Source organism: Dietzia lutea, from assembly GCF_003096075.1.
GTDB lineage: Bacteria > Actinomycetota > Actinomycetes > Mycobacteriales > Mycobacteriaceae > Dietzia > Dietzia lutea.
In genome coordinates this window covers 2571483-2590515 of the sequence record NZ_CP015449.1, presented here as the reverse complement: position 1 = coordinate 2590515, position 19033 = coordinate 2571483, and the positions used below count along the sequence as shown (strand labels likewise).

Here is a 19033-nt window from a genome sequence, read left to right as displayed (position 1 = left end):
ATGACCACCAGTACTCCCGCCCCACTCGTGTTCAGCCCGTACGACTACGCGGTCCACGAGGACCCGTACCCGTACTACGCCCGTCTCCGCGCCGAGGCTCCCGTCTACCACAACCCGGAGCTGGGTTTCTGGGCGCTGAGCAGGCACGCCGACGTGCGGGAGGCGTTCCGGGCACCGGACGTGTTCTCCAACGCCATGGGCGTCTCGCTGGACCCCGCGGCCTACGGTCCGCACGCCTACAAGACGATGTCCTTCCTCGCGATGGACGACCCGCGGCACGCCCGGCTGCGCAAGCTCGTGAGCAAGGGGTTCACCTCCCGCCGCGTCGACGCGCTGTCGGATCAGATCGCGGCAATCTCCCGCCAGTACTGGGACGAGTGTCTGGCGCGGTCCCGCGACGGAGAGGCGTTCGACTTCGTGGAGGACTACGCCGGCAAGCTGCCCATGGACGTCATCTCGGACCTCATGGGGGTCCCGGAGGCCGACCGCGCGGAGCTGCGCCGCCTGGCCGATCTGGTCATGCACCGCGAGGAGGGCGTGGAGGACGTCCCGCAGGAGTCGATGGTCGCCGCGCTGGACCTCATCACCTATTACCAGGGCATGGTCGCCGAGCGCCGGCGGGTGCGGACCGAGGACCTCACCTCCGCGTTGCTGGACGCCGAGATCGACGGCGAGAAGCTCGACGAGGACGAGATCCTGTCATTCCTCTTCCTCATGGTGGTCGCCGGGAACGAGACCACCACCAAGCTGCTGGCCAACGCGCTGTTCTGGGGCCACGAGAACCCGGACCAGTCGCGCGCGGTGCTCGACGACCCCGAGCTCGCCCCGGCCTGGGTGGAGGAGACGCTGCGGTTCGACACCTCCAGCCAGCTGGTCCTGCGCACCACGACGCAGGAGACCGCCGTCCGCGGCGTGACGATCCCCGCCGACCAGAAGGTGCTGCTGCTCATCGGTTCCGCCAACCGCGACGAGGAGGTGTTCGAGCGCGGTGACACGTTCGACCTGTCCCGCGACACCTCGGCGAGCCTGAGCTTCGGTCAGGGCCCGCACTTCTGCCTGGGCGCTCACTTGGCCCGGCTCGAGGGACGCATCGCGCTGGACATGATCTCGCGGTCGATCGCCGGGTACGAGCTGCTACCGGGTGCCCAGCGCGTCCACTCCTCCAACGTTCGCGGGTTCGCCCACCTGCCGATGCGTGTCGAGGTGTCCCGGCGATGAGCCTGAGGTTCCCGCCCCATCTCGAGGTCACGGGCCGGCCCGCGCTGGTCACCGGGGCCTCCTCGGGCATCGGCCGCGCGTCGGCCGAGGCCCTCGCGGCACTCGGCCACCCGGTCGTCGTCGGCGCGCGCCGTGCCGACCGTCTCGACGACCTCGTCCGGTCCATCCGCGAGGCCGGCGGTGAGGCCACGGCGCGCGCGGTCGACGTCACCGACGCCGGCTCCGTCGCCGGGTTCGTCACCGCGGCCACCGACGCCTACGGGGCGCCCGAGGTGCTGGTGTCCAGCGCCGGAACCCTCAAGATGGCCCGGGTCTGGGAACTGTCCCCGGACGACTTCGCCGCCCAGGTGGACATCCACCTGCTCGCCGTCCATCGACTGCTGCACGCGGTTCTGCCCGGGATGATCGAGCGCCACCGTGGGGACGTTGTGCTCATCGGCTCCGACGTCGCCTACACCGCCCGGCCTCGTTCGGGCGCGTACGTCGCCGCCAAGGCCGGCCTGGAGACGATGGCCAAGCAGGCCCGCCGGGAACTCGAGGGCACGGGTGTCCGGCTCGGCGTCGTCCGCCCGGGGCCGGTGATGACCGAGATGGGTACCGAGTTCGACCAGGACACCGCCGAGGCCGTCATCAACGAATGGGTCAGGCACGGATTCGGTCGACACCCACGGATGTGCAAGCCCGCCGACCTCGCCAGGGGAGTCGCCGCCATGGTGTCGATGCCCCGAGGCGCCCAGATCACCGAGCTGGAGATCCAGCCGGAAGCCCCCATCGAGGAGGACTACTCGTGACCAGCACAGAAAACCCGGTCGACTTCTCGACCCTGAAAGAGCCGACCCGCGTGTCCGGTGGCGAGGGCGAACTAGGCCACATGGACGAGCTCCGGACCGATCCCATCAGCCTGTTCTGGCGGGTCCGGGAGGAATGTGGCGAGCTGGGGATCTTCCGGATCGCCGACCGCGACATCTGCCTCGCCTCCGGGGCGGCCGCGAACGAGGCGTTCTTCCGCGCGCCGGACGAATCGCTGGACCAGGCCGCCGCCTACCCGTTCATGACGTCCGTGTTCGGGGAGGGCGTCGTGTTCGACGCCAGCCCGGAGCGTCGATCCGAGATGCTGCACAACACCGCCCTTCGCGGGGAGCACATGCGGCAACACGCCGTCACCATCCCGCGCGAGGTCGAGCGGATGGTCGCGGACTGGGGCGACGAGGGCGAGATCGACCTGCTCGAATGGTTCTCCGAGCTCACCATCTACACGTCGTCGGCCTGTCTCATCGGGCCGAAATTCCGCGAACAGCTCGACGCCCGGTTCGCGCATCTGTACCACGACCTCGAGCAGGGGACCGACCCGCACGCGTATATCGACCCGTACGCGGACATCGAGTCCTTCCGTCGACGGGACGCCGCCCGCGAGGGTCTGGTGGAGCTCGTCTCCGCGATCATGGACGAGCGGATCGCCAATCCGCCGGCCGACAAGGAGGACCGGGACCTTCTGGACGTCCTGGTGTCGATCAAGGACGAAGACGGCACCCACCGGTTCACCCCGAACGAGGTGACCGGAATCTTCATCTCGATGATGTTCGCCGGTCACCACACCACGTCGGGTACCAGCGCCTGGATGCTCATCGAGCTCCTGCGGCACCCGGAGTACATGCAGCAGGTCCTCGCCGAACTCGACGAGATCTACGCCGACGGCGCCGAGTACAGCTTCGGCGCCCTTCGTCAGATGCCGAAGGTCGAGAACGCGCTCAAGGAGACCCTGCGGCTGCACCCGCCGCTCATCATCCTCATGCGGGTCGCGCAGGAGGACGTCAAGATCGACGACTTCGTGGTCCGGGCCGGCCAGACCGTCGCCGCCTCACCGGCGGTGTCCAACCGGCTCCCGGAGGACTTCCCGGACGCCGACTCCTTCGACCCGGACCGCTACGCCGAGCCGCGGCAGGAGGACATCGTCAATCGCTGGACGTGGATCCCCTTCGGCGCCGGCCGGCACCGCTGCGTGGGCGCGGCGTTCGCCCAGCTGCAGATCAAGGCCATTTTCTCGGTGCTGCTGCGCGAGTACGAATTCGAGCTCGCGCAGCCGGAGGAGAGCTATCACAACGACCACTCGAAGATGGTCGTCCAGCTGGCCCAGCCCTGCAAGGTCCGCTATCGGAAGCGGGTGCTGTGATGCGGGTGGAGGTCGACTTCGACCTGTGTCAGGGCCACGCCGAATGCCAGGTCGAGGCCCCGGACTGGTTCACCGTCGGCAAGGGCGCCGACGCCAAGGCGCGCGCGAAGCGGGGCGAGATCCCCGAGGACCAGATCGACGCGGTCAGAGACGCCGTGAAGTACTGCCCGACCCAGGCGCTGCGCCTGGTCGACACCGACAGAGCCCAGGAGTGAGTGACGTGACCCGTTTTGACCGCGCCGAGATCGCCGAGTTCGTCGACCGATGGATCGAGGCCAACGCCGAGTGCGAGCGCAACAAGGACTGGCGACCGCTGGCCGAGTTCTACGCCGAGGACGCCACCTACGGATGGAACTACGGCACGAAGGACGACTTCATGGCCGTCGGCCGAGACGAGATCCGCGATATCGCCCTCGGACAGGAGATGGCCGGACTCGACGGCTGGGAGTACCCCTACATCCGGACGATCATCGACCCGGAGACCGGCGACGTGCTGTGTCTGTGGAAGCAGGTCGCGCGCGACACCGTCGATCCCCGGACCGGCGAGCCCTACGAGGTGCACGGCCTGGGTGGGTCGTGGTTCCTCTACAACGGCGATCAGCAGTGGGCCTGGCAGCGCGATTTCTTCGACTTCGGCAACGTCGTGGATCTCATGATGCGCATGTACAACGCGGACGCGCTGACCCCCTCCATGAAGGAGCGTTTCGAGGCTGCCGGGGGCAAGCCCGCCGGCTGGTACCGCATCGAGGACAGCCCGGCCCCGCTGTGGCCGGTCTCGGCCCCGGACGAGGTCTGAGTCCCATGTCGTCGACGCCCACACCGCCGCCGGGGCCCGCGGCGCGTCCCGATCCGCTCGAGTCCCTGTCCCACTCGACGCTCGCCCGGCTCCTGCCGGACCTGCTGCTCATCGGCCAGCTCGTCGACCGCGCGGGTATGCCCGCCCTGCTCGGCGAGTTCGGCGTCGACGGCATGCGCGACGTCGCGATCGAGGAATGGCAGGCCGCCAGCCCGCACTACGCCAAGCGCATGAAGGAGGCGCTGTCCATCACCGGCGACGGGGTCGCCGAGATCTTCAAGGGGTTCCAACTCGACGTGGGCGCCCCGCCCGAGTTCATGGACTTCCGCTATTCCGTGAGTGACCACGACAACGGCGAGTTCTGGCTCGACCACTGCGGCGCACTCATGGACGTCGAGCCGATGGGGGACCGTCTGGTCACGACCATGTGCCACGACATCGAGGATCCGACGTTCCCCGCCACGGCTCTGGCCACCAACCCGTTGGCCGTGGTCGAGCCGATCCACCGCCCGCCCCGCAGTCCCGAGGGCCGGACCCCGCACTGCCACTGGCGGGTGCGGATCGATCCCGACGGAGAACCCTTCCCGTTCCCGGAACCCGCCATCGAGTCGGCGTCGAGCCGCGTGGTCGGGTTCCGGTTCGACCCGCCGGCACCCCGCGACACCACGGGGGAGGGTGACCGCGATGACTACGCCGGGCCGCTGCTCAGCGACCTGGTCTTCACGGAGTTCACCTCCGCGGCACTCATCAGGATCATCCGCGAGGTGTACCTCCAGATGCACCTGCTCGCCGTGGGATTCCACCAGTCGGTCCGGCGTCGCTCGGACGCCGAGGTCGCCGACCGGTTGCTCGCCTACCAGGCCACCGGGATCGCCGGTGTCGCCGCGGGCCGGATCCGGGACGTCCTGGGTGTCGTCGCGGACGCCCCGGGGCTCGCGGCGGTTCTCGACGTGCACCCGCTCGCCGGCCCGACCGCGTACACCGGGTACTCGTCCGAGGTGACCTCCGACGGCACCGGGCTGACCGTCCGGTGGGACACGGCCGCGGACGGGTTCGCCGACGACACCTGGCTACCCCTGCTCGCCCGCGACGGACTCCGGCCGCTCGCCGCCGCGGCCCAGGCGGTGGACCCGCGCTGGACGGTCGAGCGCGTCCCCGCCGACGGCTCGCGTGTCGAGGCCGTCCTGCGGATGGGGGACCGGCCCGCAGAGGAGTCCGAGGAGGTGGCCGTGACCCGCATCAGCACCGGCGCGGCCTTCGACTTCGGACCCAGGCGGAACGCACTGCCCATCACCCCCGTCTGAGCCCGACCCGCCGTCACCCCCGGAGGACCAGTCATGGCACACAACTTCGCAGACCTCTTCGAACACGCGGCGGACGCGTACGGAAGCGACCGGCTGGCGGTGGTCGAGGACGAGCGCCGCCTCACCTACGCCGACCTGGACGCCGAGGCCAACCGGTGGGCCGACGTCCTCGCCTCGCGAGGGGTCGGCGCGGGGGCGCATGTGGCGATCCACCTGCGCAACGGCGTCGACTGCATCGCGCTCTTCCTCGGCGTCCTCAAGCTCCGCGCGGTCCCCATCAGCATCAACTACCGCTACGCGGGATCCGAACTGCGGTACCTCTACGACTACTCGGACGCGTGCGCGCTGGTCTTCCACCGCGAGTTCGCGCCGGCCGTGGCGGCGGCAGCGGACGGTCTGGAGAAGCTGCAGCTCCTCATCGCGGTGGACGACGGCTCCGAAGCCGGAGACCTGCCCGACGGTGCGCTCGACGCCAGGGAGGCCCTCGCGGCGGCCTCCCCGGATCGGGTCCCGGCCGACCGGAGCGCCGACGATCTGTTCCTGGTCTTCACCGGCGGCACAACCGGGAAGCCGAAGGGGGTGATGTGGCGTCAGGAGGACCTGTGGCGCAGTCTGGCCGGCGGCGCGGACTACTACACCGGCGAGCCGGTGCCGGACGAGTACCACCAGTCCCGCTCCGGGCTGGGAGGTGACCCGGCGCGCTACCTCGTGCTGCTGCCGCTCATCCACACCTCCGGGCTCATGCCCAGCTTCACCGCTTTGTTCTCTGGGGGCACGTGTCACTACCTGCCGCACTTCCGGGCCGCGGACGTCCTGGAGGAGATCGTCAGCGAGAAGATCCAGATCGTGATCGTCGCCGGCGACGCGATGGTGCGGCCGATGCTCGCGCACATGCGCGAGACCGGCGTGGACACCTCGAGCGTGTTCATGTTCAGCTCCGGGGCCGCGCTGTTCTCCCCGTCGGTCAAGGCCGAGCTGCTCGAGCTGCGTCCCGATCTCATGATCATGGACGCGTTCGGTTCGTCCGAGAGCGGCTTCGGCGGGCTGGGGGTCGCGACCAAGGCCAACCTGGACGACGGTTCGCTGTTCGCCGACCGCGGTCCCCGCATCCCGCGGGGCGCCAACCTGCAGCTGGTCGACGACTTCGACGAGCCGCTGCCCGACGACTCCACGGAGATCGGGTGGATCGTCAAGTCCGGCTACCAGCCCAGCGGCTACTACAAGGACGTGGCCAAGTCCGCCGAGACGTTCCGCGAGATCGCGGGCAGCCGGCGGGTCTTCACGGGGGACCGGGGCCGGTACGACGGCCCGGACAGCATCATCATGCTCGGCCGCGGCAGCCAGGTCGTCAATTCGGGCGGGGAGAAGATCTTCGCCGAGGAGGTCGAGTCTGCGCTTAAAGCGGTCGACGGCGTGCAGGACGCGGTGGCGCTGGGGGTGCCCGACGAGAGGTTCGGACACCGGGTCGGTGCCGTGATCGAGTGGGCCGAGGGGCACGTGGGGGACTTCGACGCCCTCGAGCAGGCCCTGCGCGCGTCACTGGCGGGTTTCAAGATCCCCGTCGCCTTCTGGGTGGTCGAGAAGATCGAGCGTCACCCCAGCAGCAAGACCGACTACGGCTGGGCCAAGCGGGTCCTCGCCGACCGCGACCCCGACCATGATCGCCGCACCGACACGGTGGGCTCGCGGTCATGACGCGAGAGGGCCGGGATCCGGGACACCGGCTGGACGGCCGGGTCGTCGCCGTCACCGGCTCCTCTCGGGGGATCCGAGCCGCGGTGGCCGAGGACCTCGCCGCCCGCGGCGCGGACGTGGTGCTCAACGGGCGCGACGCGGATGCGCTGGCCGAGCAGGTCGAGGCCCTCGCGGAGCGGTCCGCCGGTCGGATCACCGGGGTGGCCGGGCCCGCGCACGAGCCCGACGTGGCCGAGGAACTGCTCGCCCGGGCCCGCGAGGGGGGCTCCGCCGTGGGCGGTCTCATCACCTGCGCGGGCGTGCCCGAACCCGCGGGCTCCTCGATCCTCACGGTCTCCCACAAGGAGTTCGCCGAACTCATGGACGCCCACCTGGGCACCGTGTTCGCCCCCTGCCGCGTGTTCGCGCCACACCTGGTGGCGGCGGGCTCGGGCGCGATCGTCACCACGTCGTCGTTCGCCTGGAAGGGCGACTACGGCGGCACCGGCTACCCGGCCGGCAAGGGCGCGGTCACATCACTGACCATGGCGATCGCCGCCGAGCTGGCCGAGCACGGGGTCCGCGCCAACGTCGTGTGCCCCGGCGCGCGGACCAGACTGTCGAGCGGGCCCGGCTACGAGGAGCAGATCCGGGAGCTCGGTCGGCGCGGGTTGCTCGACGAGCTCAGCGTCGCGGGCGCGCTGGACCCGGCCGACCCCGGGTACGTCGCCCCGCTCTACACCTATTTGGTGTCCGACCTCGCGGCCGGGATCACCGGGGGCGTCTTCGCCGGCGCCGGCGGGTTCGTCGGCAGGTTTCCCTCGCCCGAGGCGCGGATCCTGGCGTATCGGGACTTCCACGACAGCCCGCCCTGGACCCCCGAGGAGCTGGACGCCCTCATCCGGGCGTGAGCATCGTCGGTCCGTGTCCGTCACGCGCCCGCCGCGAACTGCGCGGCGGGCGCGGCGCTCACCTCGTCGTCGTCCGCTTCGGGCGCCGTCAGCGCAGCGCCTCCTCGCGGAACTCGCCGGGGAAGTCCACCGACGGGCCGTTGTCGACCTCGGCCCTGCGCAGCTCGACGCGCCGGATCTTGCCCGAGATGGTCTTGGGCAGGTCCGTGAACTGCAGCCGACGGATCCGCTTGTAGCCGGCCAGGTGGGTGCGCGAGTACTCGAAGATCTCTCGCGCGGTCTCCTCGGTCGGCTCCCAGTCCCCGGCCAGGACGACGAACGCCTTGGGCACGCTCAACCGCACCGGGTCGGGGGACGGCACCACGGCCGCCTCGGCGACCGCCGGGTGCTCGAGCAGCACCGACTCGAGCTCGAAGGGCGAGATGCGGTAGTCCGAGGACTTGAAGACGTCGTCGGTGCGGCCCACATAGGTGATGTACCCGTCCGCGTCCCGGGATCCGACGTCACCGGTGTGGTAGAAGCCGTCGGCGTACGCGGCGGCGGTCCGCTCGGGGTCGCCGTGGTAGCCGACCATCAGCCCGAGCGGTCGGGGGTCGAGGCGCAGGCAGATCTCGCCCTCGGCCCCGTCGCCGGTGACCTCCTGCCCGGTGGCCGGGTCGACCAACGCGACCTCGAAACCCGGGCACGGCCGTCCCATGGAGCCGTCCTTGATGGGCTGGCCGGGGGTGTTGGCGATCTGCACGGTGGTCTCGGTCTGGCCGAAGCCGTCGCGAATGGTCACGCCCCACGCGTCGCGGACGCGGCCGATCACCTCGGGGTTGAGCGGCTCACCGGCGCCTACCGCGAGACGCGGCGGCACCTGCAGCTGGGTGAGGTCGGCCTGGATGAGCATGCGCCACACGGTCGGCGGGCAGCACAGGCTGGTCACGCCGCAGCGGTCCATCTCGCGCATCATCGCCGTCGCGTCGAAGCGCGAGTAGTTGTAGATGAACACGCACGAGCCGGCGATCCACGGGGTGAAGACGTTGGACCAGGCGTGCTTGGCCCAGCCTGGCGAGGAGACGTTGAGGTGGACGTCGCCGGGCTGCAGGCCGATCCAGTACATGGTTGACAGGTGGCCGGCGGGGTACGAGGCGTGCGTGTGCTCGACGAGCTTGGGCTTGCTGGTGGTGCCGGAGGTGAAGTACAGAAGCAGTGTGTCGTCGGCGTGCGTGGTGTGGCTGGGTTCGAAGTCGGGGGAGGCGTCCATCGCGCCGGCCAGATCGGTCCAGCCCTCGGGTGCGCCGCCGGCGCCGGCCGCGTCCACGCCGCCGACGGAGATGCGCTGGTAGTCGCCGGAGATGGCGGAGAAGCGGTCGGCCAGTTCGGCGCGGGCGATCACGTGCTTGATGCCGCCGCGGGCGATCCGGTCGCGCAGGTCGCCCTCGGCCAGCAGCGTGGTCGCGGGGATGACGACGGCACCGAGCTTGATCACGGCGAGCATGACGTCCCAGAGCTCGACCTGGTTGGCGAGCATGAGCAGGATGCGGTCGCCGGGCGCGACGCCACGGTCGCGGAGCCAGTTGGCGGTGCGGTCGGAGCGCACGCGCATCTCGTCGAATGAGTACTTGGCCTCGGTGGGTGCGCCGCCGCCGTCGTGCTCCTCGACAATCCACAGCGCGGGGTCGTCGTTGCCCTCGGCCTGCACGTCGAACCAGTTCAGCGCCCAGTTCCACTCGTCCAGCTCGGGCCAGGCGAAACCGTCCCGGGCTCCGTCGTAGTCCTGCGCGTGGGCCTGGAGGAAGTCGCGGGCGGCGCGGAACCGGACGGTGGCCTCGGTGGGCAGCGGGGACATGGGTACTCCTGTCGACGGACGTGCCGGTGGTGGTGTGAGTCAGTTCTGTGTAGTGAGTCAGCTCACAGTAGGTCTGTCGTCCGCGGTGGCGGTACACCCGAAAGGGGAGGGTGCGAGGCCGGGCGGGGGCCCGATATGGATTACTAGGAGTTGCAAGTATAGGGTGATGGGCATCACGGGAGAGGGGCGCGCGGCCATCCGGCCGAGGCGACCCCGCTGACGAAGGGACGGTCATGTCGGATCTCAGGCAGGTCGAGCACTACATCAACGGCGCGCGCGTCGCGGCCACGGGCGGCCGCACCCAGGAGGTGCTCAACCCCAGTACGGGTAAGGCGCAGGCGGTCGTGCCGCTGGCCACGACGGCCGAGGTCGACGACGTCATCGCCAAGGCCGCCGCCGCGCAGAAGGCGTGGGCCGCGCAGAACCCGCAGAAGCGCGCCCGAGTGCTCATGCGGTTCGTCGACCTGGTCAACCAGAACATGCAGGAACTCGCGGAGCTGCTGGCGATCGAGCACGGCAAGACGACCCCGGACGCGAAAGGCGACATCCAGCGCGGCCTCGAGGTCATCGAGTTCGCGATCGGCATCCCACACCTGCTCAAGGGCGAGTACACCGAGAACGCCGGTTCGGGCGTGGACGTCTACTCGATGCGGCAGCCGCTCGGCGTGGTCGCCGGCATCACGCCGTTCAACTTCCCGGCCATGATCCCGCTGTGGAAGGCCGGTCCGGCCATCGCCTGTGGCAACGCCTTCGTCCTCAAGCCCTCCGAGCGCGACCCGTCGGTGCCGGTCCGCCTTGCCGAGCTGTTCACCGAGGCGGGCCTGCCGGACGGCATCTTCCAGGTGGTGCACGGCGACAAGGAGGCCGTGGACGCCATCCTGAACAACGACACGATCCAGGCGGTGGGCTTCGTCGGCTCGACCCCGATCGCGCAGTACATCTACGAGAACGCGGCCCGCACGGGCAAGCGCGCGCAGTGCTTCGGTGGCGCCAAGAACCACGCGATCATCATGCCGGACGCCGACATGGACCAGGTCGCGGACGCCCTGGTCGGGGCCGGTTTCGGCTCGGCGGGCGAGCGCTGCATGGCGATCTCGGTGGCCGTGCCGGTCGGAGAGGGCACCGCAGAGAAGCTGATCGAGAAGCTCCTGCCCAAGGTCAAAGAGCTCAAGGTCGGCCACAGCCACGACCCGCAGTCCGACTACGGGCCGCTGGTGACGCCGGAGTCCAAGGAGCGCGTGCTGGACTACATCTCCCAGGGCGAGAAGGCGGGCGCGGACGTGCTCGTCGACGGCCGCGGCGTGGGCGCGTACACCGACTCCTTCAACGACGAGGACATCTCGGGCGGCTACTTCGTGGGGCCGACGCTGCTGGACAAGGTCACCACCGACATGAGCGTGTACACCGACGAGATCTTCGGCCCCGTGCTGTCGATCGTGCACGCGAAGGACTTCGAGGAGGCCCTCGCACTGCCCAGCGACCACGAGTACGGCAACGGCGTGGCCATCTTCACCCGCGACGGTGACGCGGCCCGCGAGTTCGTCTCCCGCGTGGAGGTCGGCATGGTCGGCGTGAACGTGCCGATCCCGGTGCCGATCGCGTACCACACGTTCGGCGGCTGGAAGAAGTCCGGCTTCGGCGACCTCAACCAGCACGGCCCAGAGTCGATCAAGTTCTACTCCAAGGTCAAGACGGTCACGCAGCGGTGGCCCTCGGGGATCAAGGACGGCGCCGAGTTCGTCATCCCCACGATGGACTGACGCCTTCCGGGCGTAGGAGAGGAACCTGATGTTCACGCTTGATGACGACGACAAGGTCATCGTCGACGCCGCACGCGACTTCTCGGACAAGCGGGTCGGTCCCAAGGCGCAGGAGTGGGACGAGACCCACCTCTTCCCCAAGGACGTCCTGCGCGAGGCCGCCGGGATGGGCATGGGCGCGATCTATGTCTCGGAGGACGTCGGGGGCAGCGGGATGCGACGCCTGGACGGTGTCCGCATCTTCGAGCAGCTGGCGCGGGGGTGTCCGTCGGTGGCGGCGTACCTGTCGATCCACAACATGTGCGTGTGGATGGTCGACGAGTTCGGCACGGACGAGCAGCGGCGGGAGTGGATCCCGCGGCTGGCCTCGATGGAGCTGTTCGCGAGCTACTGCCTGACCGAGCCGGGTGCCGGGTCGGACGCGGCGGCGCTGCGGACGAAGGCGGTGCGGGACGGTGACCACTACCTGCTCACCGGTACCAAGCAGTTCATCTCCGGTGGCGGGCAGTCGGACGTCTATCTCGTCATGGCGCGGACCGGGGACGCCGGGGCCAAGGGCATCTCGGCGTTCCTGGTCCCCGCGGACTCCGAGGGGCTGAGCTTCGGCGCGGAGGAGCGGAAGATGGGCTGGAACGCGCAGCCCACCGCGCAGGTGATCATGGAGGGCGTGCGCGTGCCGGCCGCCAACCTCATCGGCGGCGCGGACTCCGGCGGGGAGGGGCTGGGCTTCACCATCGCCATGCGCGGTCTCAACGGCGGCCGCATCAACATCGCGGCCTGTTCGCTGGGTGGCGCGCAGGAGGCCTATGCGCGGGCGGTGGCCCACGTGCGGGACCGCGAGGCGTTCGGTGGGGCGCTCATCGACGAGCCGACCATCCGTTTCACCCTCGCGGAGATGGCCACCGAGCTGGAGGCCAGCCGGCTGATGCTGTGGCGGGCGGCGGCGGCGCTGGACGCCAAGGAGCCCGACCACGTGGAACTGTGCGCCATGGCCAAGCTCTTCGTCACGGACCGCTGCTTCGACATCGCGGACCGGTCGCTGCAGCTGTTCGGCGGCTACGGATATCTATCGGAATACGGAATCGAGAAGATCGTGCGGGATCTGCGGGTCCACCGCATCCTTGAGGGCACGAACGAGATCATGCGTGTCGTCGTCGGCCGGGCCGTCGCCGCTCGCGGACTGGGAGCGTAGTAGATGAGCAACGTGGACACGAGCAAGCCGACCGTGGCGTTCCTCGGGCTGGGCAACATGGGCGGGCCGATGGCCGCCAATCTGGTCGGGGCCGGTCACGAGGTCCGCGGCTTCGATCCCGTCGAGGCCGCACAGCAGGCCGCCCGCGAGGCCGGGGTGACGGTGTGCGGGTCCCCGGTCGAGGCGGTGCGGGGTGCCGCCGTGGTCATCACGATGCTGCCCAACGGTGAGCTGGTGACCTCGACCTACGCCGACGTGCTCGATTCCGCCGAGGCGGGCACGCTGTTCATCGACTCGTCCACCATTTCGGTCGACGATGCCCGCGCGGTCCACGAGCAGGCGGTGGCGGCCGGGATGCTCCAGGTGGACGCCCCCGTCTCGGGCGGGGTCAAGGGCGCCACCGCCGGCACCCTGGCGTTCATGGTCGGTGGCGAGGACGCGGCGTTCGCGGCCGCGCAGCCGGTCCTCGAGCCGATGGCGGGCAAGGTCATCCACTGCGGCGGCGCCGGTGCGGGCCAGGCCGCGAAGGTCTGCAACAACATGGTCCTGGCCGTGCACCAGATCGCGATCGGTGAGGCGTTCGTCCTGGCCGAGCGGCTGGGGCTCGAGCACCAGGCGCTGTTCGACGTCGTCACCGGCGCGACCGGCAACAGCTGGGCGCTGCACACCAACTGCCCGGTGCCCGGCCCGGTCCCGACGTCGCCGGCGAACAACGAGTTCAAGCCCGGCTTCGCCACCGCACTGATGAACAAGGACCTGGGCCTGGCGCTGGCCGCGCTGGAGAGCACCGGGACCGTGGCGCCGCTCGGCGCGGCGGCCGCGGCACTGTACGACGAGTTCGCGCAGGACAACGGCGGCAAGGACTTCAGTGCGATCATCACCAGCATCCGCGACTCCGCGCGGAGCTGACCCGTCAGTACGAGGAGAGTTGTCATGACCACCCTCCGGCCGAGCGATTCGGACGCCGTTCTGGGCGCACTGCGCAGAGCTCGACAGGAATCCGGGCTCCCGATCGTCTTCGCGGGGGAGGGGAACGGCGAGACCGCCCAGCTCAGTCGGTTCATCGGTGCCCGGACCACCTCGATGCAGGGTCTGCAGGTGGCCAAGGGCCGCGGGCTCGGCGGTCACGTCATGGCGTCCGGGCGGCCCGCGACGGTCCGCGATTACGAGGACTGCTCCGGCATCACCCGGCACTACGCCGAGGCGGTGGGGCAGGAGGGCCTGCGGGCCATCATCTCGGTCCCGGTGATGGTCTCCGGCGTCGCGCGCACGATCCTCTACGGCTCGGCGCGCGTGGCCACGCAGCTCGGCGACCACGTGACGAAGACCTTCAACTCGGTGGCCGCCGACCTGGCCTCGGAATTCCGGGTCCGCGACGAGGTCGACCGTCGACTGCGCATGGCCGATGTCGCCGCCGCCGAGCACACCGTCGGCCTGGAGGCCTCGGATCGTGAGCAGCTGCGGGTGCTGCACGGTGAGCTGCGCGCGATCGCCGCGGAGCTGGGCGACCCGGCGCTGCGCGACAGGCTGCTGGCCGCCGGGTCCGCCCTCGCCGGGGTCGGGCGCTCGCCTGACGCCGGCGAGGTGCCGGTGTCCGCGAAGTCGGTGCTCTCGCCCCGGGAGATCGACGTCCTCGCCCAGGTGGCGCTCGGGTTGTCCAACGCGGAGGTGGGCGCACGGTTATCGCTCTCGCCGGAGACGATCAAGGCGTACCTGCGCAATATCGGCACCAAGCTCGGGACGCGGTCGCGGATGGAGTCGGTGGCCCGGGCGCGGCTGCTCGGCCTCCTGCCCTGACCCGCCCCCGCCGTATCACCGTCCCCCGCCCCGCCGTCGCGACGGCGGGGCGGCTCTACGTCGGCGCGGTCTCCCGCTCCTGCCACGTCACCCGCACGCCGGTCGCGGGCCGGGTGAGCATGTGGGTCCACGGGAACGTCATGTCGTCGTGATCCCGACTGATACGCACCTCGGGGCGGCACAGCGCGGCCACGGTGGCGGACAGCGCGGTCACGGCGATCTTCTCGCCGGGACAGCGGTGACCCGTGCGCACCCCGGCCCCGCCGTGGGGGATGAACGCCTCGAGCGCCTCGGCGTCGTCGACGCCCAGGAACCGTCCGGGGTCGAAGGTGGTGGCGTCGTGCCAGTGGTTGGGGTCGGTGTCGGTGCCGAGGAGATCGAGCAGGACCAGCTGATCCTTGCGGACCGGGCAGCCCTGGACCTCGAAATCCCTGGTGGCCAGGGCGGGCAGCATGGGCACGAACGGGTAGATCCGGCGGACCTCCTGGGCGAACGCCACGGCCTCCGGGATGTCCGTGAGCCGACCGGCGGCGGACGCAGCCTCCCGGATCCGGTCCGCCCACTGCGGGTGTTCGGCGAGGGCGACCGCCGCGAACGCGGCGAACCGGGCCACCGCCACGGTGGGTCGGGTCAGGTTCTGTAGCTCCACCGCCGCGGTGCGGTCGTCGACGAGCGCGCCGTCCTCGTCGCGCAGATCCGCCATCGCCGCCAGGACGGAGCCCGGCTCGGCCCGCAGGTCGCCCGAGCGCACCGCGCGGATCAGTCCCGTGGCCCAGCGGTCCAGTCGCACGCGCTCGACCTCCGCGACCGGGTTGGTCGCCACCTTCCCGAACGTGTCGAGCAGCCGGCTCATCTGCCGTGCGCGGCGGTCGGCCTCCGGCGGCGTGAGCGGCAACCCGGCCCACCGGAACGCCGCCCGGCCGAACGCGGTCGAGGTGTCGTCGTAGACGGTGCCCCCGCCGCTGCGCGCCCACCGGTCGAGCATTTCCTCGAGCTCGTCGGCCACCAGCCGGGCGAACCGGGCGACCCGGTCGTCGTCGTAGGCCATGTCCGCGAGCGCGTTCTTCCGGGCGGCGTGCGCGCGGCCGTCGAGCTTGTGGACGGAGCCGGGTCCGAACAGCGGCAGCCGGATGAACGACGGCATCGCCCCGTCGCGCTTGACCTTGTCGGCGTCGTAGAAGGCGCGGACACCGTCGATGCCCCGCAGCAGCACCGTGCTGCGGCCCATCAGCCGGAGGCGGACCGGGGTCTGCGACTCGGGGGAGACGCCCGCCCGCTGACGCACCCGTGAGGCGAACAGATAGCCGGAGCGGAGGAAGTCGAGGGACTGGTCACCCATTACTCGGGCGGTGGGTCGGGGCATCGGGCGCTCTCCTTCGTGCTCGGTGGGAACTCGCGGTAGGCGTCCCGGCCACCCTAGAGCGACTCGCGCCGACGCGCTTCCGGTCGCGACCGTCCCGCCGGCATCCGGCCGCCGCGCGCTCACCGCCTCCGCAGTGCCTCCATCAGTTCGTCGAGCATGCCGTCGGTCGGCCGGTCGTCGGCGAGTCGGCGCGCGGCGGCGCGCCCGTCGGGGGACAGGCACCAGCGCCACCAGTGGTCGAGAACGGTCTCACCTGGGCCGGGGGCGCCCAGGCCGTCGGCGGTGAACGCGTCGGCTCCGGGCGCGCCCGCGCCGAGGTCGTCGGCGCCGATGACCGCCGGCCAGTCCCACGCCGCGGCCTGCGCGGACACCTTGCCGCCACCGCTGATCGGATCGATGGCCAGTGCGGGTACGCCGGTCTGCAGGGCCAGAACGAGTCCGTGCATCCGCATCGTCACCACGGCGTCCAGGCGGGCGATCACCGAGCTCACCTGACCGGGCGTCGAGGGCAGCCGCCAGTCGCGGGGGTCGAGTCGGGTCTCCAGCGGCAGCAGCGCCGCGTCCAGGCCGCCCAGCCAGTCGGTGAGCGCGCCGATCACGGCCTCGTGGCGGCGACGGTCGCCGTACTCGTGTTGGCCGCCGGTCAGGTACACCCCGACGACGGGCACCACCGGTGGCGAGACGTGCGCGGCCAGGTCGGGTCGCGCGGTCGAACCGGGGGAGTCGCGGGCGATCACGGCGTCGAGTCGGTCGAGCAGGGGATCGGCGTGGTCCACGACGCTGACGCCGACCGCGATCCGTCGGCAGCGGGGGAAGCGGTCCAGCATCTCGACCGCGGCATCGCCGCTGGCGGGGCCGCACACGAAGACCACGTGGGTGTAGTGGGCGGGGTCGACGTCGTCGAGGCGGAGGCCGCCGGGCGGGCACATCACCGCGCTCCAGGCAGTGTCGTGACCGATCCCGTCGGCGGTGAGGCGACGGGCCACCGCCTCCATCGCCAGGACGTCGCCGGCCGTGGCCTCGCCGTGCAGGGGACTGGACCAACCGACGATGAGTACGCGCACCCCATCGAGCCTGCCCGACACGGCTCCGCCCCGCCAGCCCCGCCTCGTCGGGCTAGCCTCGGGCCGGTGAACACCAACGTGACCGTCGTGGTGGCCTCGAGGAACCGGCGAGAGGACCTCCGGGCCACCCTGCCCCGCCATGACGCGCCCGTGATCGTCGTGGACAACGCCTCGGACGACGACTCGGTGGAGGTGTGCCGCGCGGCGGGCGACCACGTGAGCGTCATCGCGTCCCCCGAGAACCTCGCCGCGAGGGCCCGCACCGTCGGCGCGCGGGCGGCGCGGACCGAGCTCGTCGCGTTCGCCGACGACGACTCGTGGTGGGAGCCGGACTCCCTCGAGCGGGCGGTGCGGCTCTTCGCCGAGTATCCGCGCCTCGGACTGGCCGCCGGCACCATCCTCGTGGGACCGGCGGACGAGCCGGACCCGATCAACGCGGTCCTCGCCGACTCGCCCCTGGGCACCGCGCCGGACGCCCCGGGCCCGGGCCTCCTGGGTTTCGTCGGGTGCGGTGCGATCGTCCGCCGCGAGGCGTTCCTCGGCGTGGGTGGATTCGACGACGTCATCCGCTTTCCCGGCGAGGAGGAGCGGGTCGCCCTCGACCTGCACGACGCGGGCTGGCAGATCTGCCACGTCCCGGACCTCGTGGCTCACCACCACCCGTCGCCGGTGCGTGACGCGCCGGGGATCCGCCGGGCGGGACTCACCCGCAGCCGCCTCCTCACCGCGGTCCTCCGGTTGCCGGCGGGCGCGGTCGCGGGTGAGGTCGTGGACGGGATGCGCAGCGCGGACGGGCGGAGGGGACTACTCAGCGCGGTTCCGAGGATTCCCGCCGCGCTCGCCGCGCGCCGGGTGGTGGGGGAGCGCACGCTGCGCGCGCGGGAGCGGCTCCGCGCCGCGGACGACGGATAGATGGGTCCGCGCCGCGGACGAGGGGTAGAAGCCCCACAGGGGACAGGTGGAAGCACACGGAAGGAGAGACGGATGAGCAGTGCACCGGGGCCGGAGGGCCGGGATCCCAGGGTGAGCGTGGTGATGATCACCTGGAACCGCCGCGAGGAGGCGCTCGCCGCTCTGGACCGTCTGGCGGGGCTCCCCGAGGTGCCGGAGGTCATCGTCGTCGACAACGGGTCCACCGACGGCACCGCCGACGCCATCACCCGGCAGCACCCCGACGTGCGGCTCATCGCCAGCCCCACGAACCTCGGCGCGGTCGGTCGCAACCTCGGCGTGGACGCGGCGAGCACCCCCTACGTCGCGTTCTGCGACGACGACACGTGGTGGGACCCGGGTTCGCTGCGCGCCGGGGCCGACGCCCTCGACGCGCATCCACGGCTGGGCGTGGTCACCGCGCGGATCGTCGTGGAGCCGGGCGGCGAGGACGACCCGATCGTGCCGGAGCTGGAGAACTCGCCGGTGCGCGGACCGGACTGGCTGCCCGGGCCGGCGCTCGGCAGCTTCCTCGCGGGGGCGAGCATCGTCCGGGCGGAGGCGTACCGGGAGGTCGGCGGCTTCCACGAGCGCCTGTGGCTGGGTGGCGAGGAGGAGCTGCTCGCGGCCGACCTCGCCGCCGCGGGATGGGAGCTGTGCTACCTGCCCGAGATGACCGTGCACCACCGGGCGTCGGTGTTGCGGGATCCGCACCTGCGCCGCCGTCACGGCATCCGCAACACCCTGTGGTTCACGTGGCTCCGCCGACCGTTGCCCGCCGCGCTCCGGCGCACCCGAGACGTCCTCGCGGGCGCGCCGCGGGATCGCGTCACCGCTGCGGGGGTACTCGACGCCCTCCGCGGCGCGGCCTGGGTGGCGAGGGATCGGCGGGTCCTGCCGCCGCACGTCGAGGCCCGTTTCCTGGCCCTCGAGGAGAGCCAGAGGTCCAGCGCGGCACGGCGCTACGACAGTTGAGAGTCGACGCGAGCGGTAGCCACTTCCCCCCGATCGCGCCTAAGT

Annotated in this window: 17 protein-coding genes; 14 read left to right on the top strand and 3 right to left on the bottom strand. The window is 71.1% G+C overall.

The window, feature by feature from the left end; all coding sequences use genetic code 11:
* From A6035_RS11825 to A6035_RS11790, 8 genes are all read left to right on the top strand, one after another.
* A complete protein-coding gene (locus A6035_RS11825) occupies positions 1-1218 on the top strand; it encodes a cytochrome P450 (RefSeq protein ID WP_108847938.1) in 1218 nt (405 codons plus the stop codon).
* Positions 1215-2009, top strand: a complete 795-nt coding sequence (locus A6035_RS11820) for an SDR family oxidoreductase (protein ID WP_108847937.1) — start codon at positions 1215-1217, stop codon at positions 2007-2009. Before A6035_RS11825 ends, A6035_RS11820 begins: the two co-directional genes overlap by 4 nt.
* A gap of 80 nt (positions 2010-2089) precedes the next feature.
* Positions 2090-3388 carry a cytochrome P450 gene (locus tag A6035_RS11815; protein ID WP_108849252.1) on the top strand — a complete coding sequence of 433 codons (1299 nt, stop codon included), beginning with the start codon at positions 2090-2092 and terminating at the stop codon, positions 3386-3388.
* A complete protein-coding gene (locus tag A6035_RS11810; protein ID WP_108847936.1) occupies positions 3388-3603 on the top strand; it encodes a ferredoxin in 216 nt (71 codons plus the stop codon). Before A6035_RS11815 ends, A6035_RS11810 begins: the two co-directional genes overlap by 1 nt.
* Before the next feature lie 5 nt (positions 3604-3608).
* Entirely contained in the window at positions 3609-4184 is a 576-nt protein-coding gene (locus A6035_RS11805; RefSeq protein ID WP_108847935.1) for a nuclear transport factor 2-like protein, read from the top strand.
* A gap of 5 nt (positions 4185-4189) precedes the next feature.
* The gene (locus tag A6035_RS11800) at positions 4190-5488 is read left to right on the top strand and encodes a hypothetical protein (RefSeq protein WP_108847934.1); all 1299 of its coding nucleotides are present in this window, start codon (positions 4190-4192) and stop codon (positions 5486-5488) included.
* A 33-nt stretch (positions 5489-5521) separates the two neighbouring features.
* Complete coding sequence (locus A6035_RS11795) at positions 5522-7183, top strand: AMP-binding protein (RefSeq protein ID WP_108847933.1); 1662 nt, start codon at positions 5522-5524, stop codon at positions 7181-7183.
* Positions 7180-8073, top strand: coding sequence for an SDR family NAD(P)-dependent oxidoreductase (locus A6035_RS11790; RefSeq protein WP_108847932.1), 894 nt, complete (start codon positions 7180-7182; stop codon positions 8071-8073). Before A6035_RS11795 ends, A6035_RS11790 begins: the two co-directional genes overlap by 4 nt.
* An 88-nt stretch (positions 8074-8161) precedes the next feature.
* Here the strand turns inward: A6035_RS11790 and A6035_RS11785 are convergent, their stop codons facing one another.
* A complete protein-coding gene (locus A6035_RS11785; RefSeq protein WP_108847931.1) occupies positions 8162-9907 on the bottom strand; it encodes an AMP-binding protein in 1746 nt (581 codons plus the stop codon).
* 233 nt (positions 9908-10140) lie between these two features.
* On the opposite strand from A6035_RS11785, the gene A6035_RS11780 reads away from it, so the two are divergent.
* Genes A6035_RS11780 through A6035_RS11765 form a run of 4 tightly spaced genes read left to right on the top strand, consistent with a single transcriptional unit; the run spans position 10141 to position 14656 of the window.
* The gene (locus A6035_RS11780; protein WP_108847930.1) at positions 10141-11667 is read left to right on the top strand and encodes a CoA-acylating methylmalonate-semialdehyde dehydrogenase; all 1527 of its coding nucleotides are present in this window, start codon (positions 10141-10143) and stop codon (positions 11665-11667) included.
* A gap of 28 nt (positions 11668-11695) precedes the next feature.
* Positions 11696-12859, top strand: coding sequence for an acyl-CoA dehydrogenase family protein (locus tag A6035_RS11775; protein WP_108847929.1), 1164 nt, complete (start codon positions 11696-11698; stop codon positions 12857-12859).
* Positions 12860-12862: 3 nt separating this feature from the next.
* A complete protein-coding gene (gene mmsB / locus A6035_RS11770) occupies positions 12863-13768 on the top strand; it encodes a 3-hydroxyisobutyrate dehydrogenase (protein ID WP_108847928.1) in 906 nt (301 codons plus the stop codon).
* Between the two features lie 24 nt (positions 13769-13792).
* Positions 13793-14656: a LuxR C-terminal-related transcriptional regulator gene (locus A6035_RS11765; protein WP_108847927.1), complete on the top strand. Its 864-nt coding sequence runs from the start codon at positions 13793-13795 to the stop codon at positions 14654-14656.
* A gap of 55 nt (positions 14657-14711) precedes the next feature.
* Here A6035_RS11765 and A6035_RS11760 read toward each other — a convergent pair whose 3' ends face one another.
* Together A6035_RS11760 and A6035_RS11755 are read right to left on the bottom strand one after the other, a co-directional pair.
* Entirely contained in the window at positions 14712-16019 is a 1308-nt protein-coding gene (locus A6035_RS11760; RefSeq protein WP_108847926.1) for a cytochrome P450, read from the bottom strand.
* Between the two features lie 119 nt (positions 16020-16138).
* Positions 16139-17083, bottom strand: a complete 945-nt coding sequence (locus tag A6035_RS11755) for a polysaccharide pyruvyl transferase family protein (protein WP_108849251.1) — start codon at positions 17081-17083, stop codon at positions 16139-16141.
* Positions 17084-17149: 66 nt separating this feature from the next.
* Here A6035_RS11755 and A6035_RS11750 point away from each other — a divergent pair, with 66 nt between their 5' ends.
* Entirely contained in the window at positions 17150-17995 is an 846-nt protein-coding gene (locus tag A6035_RS11750; protein WP_108847925.1) for a glycosyltransferase family 2 protein, read from the top strand.
* 72 nt (positions 17996-18067) lie between these two features.
* Complete coding sequence (locus tag A6035_RS11745) at positions 18068-18988, top strand: glycosyltransferase family 2 protein (protein WP_108847924.1); 921 nt, start codon at positions 18068-18070, stop codon at positions 18986-18988.
* Positions 18989-19033: the final 45 nt, after the last annotated feature.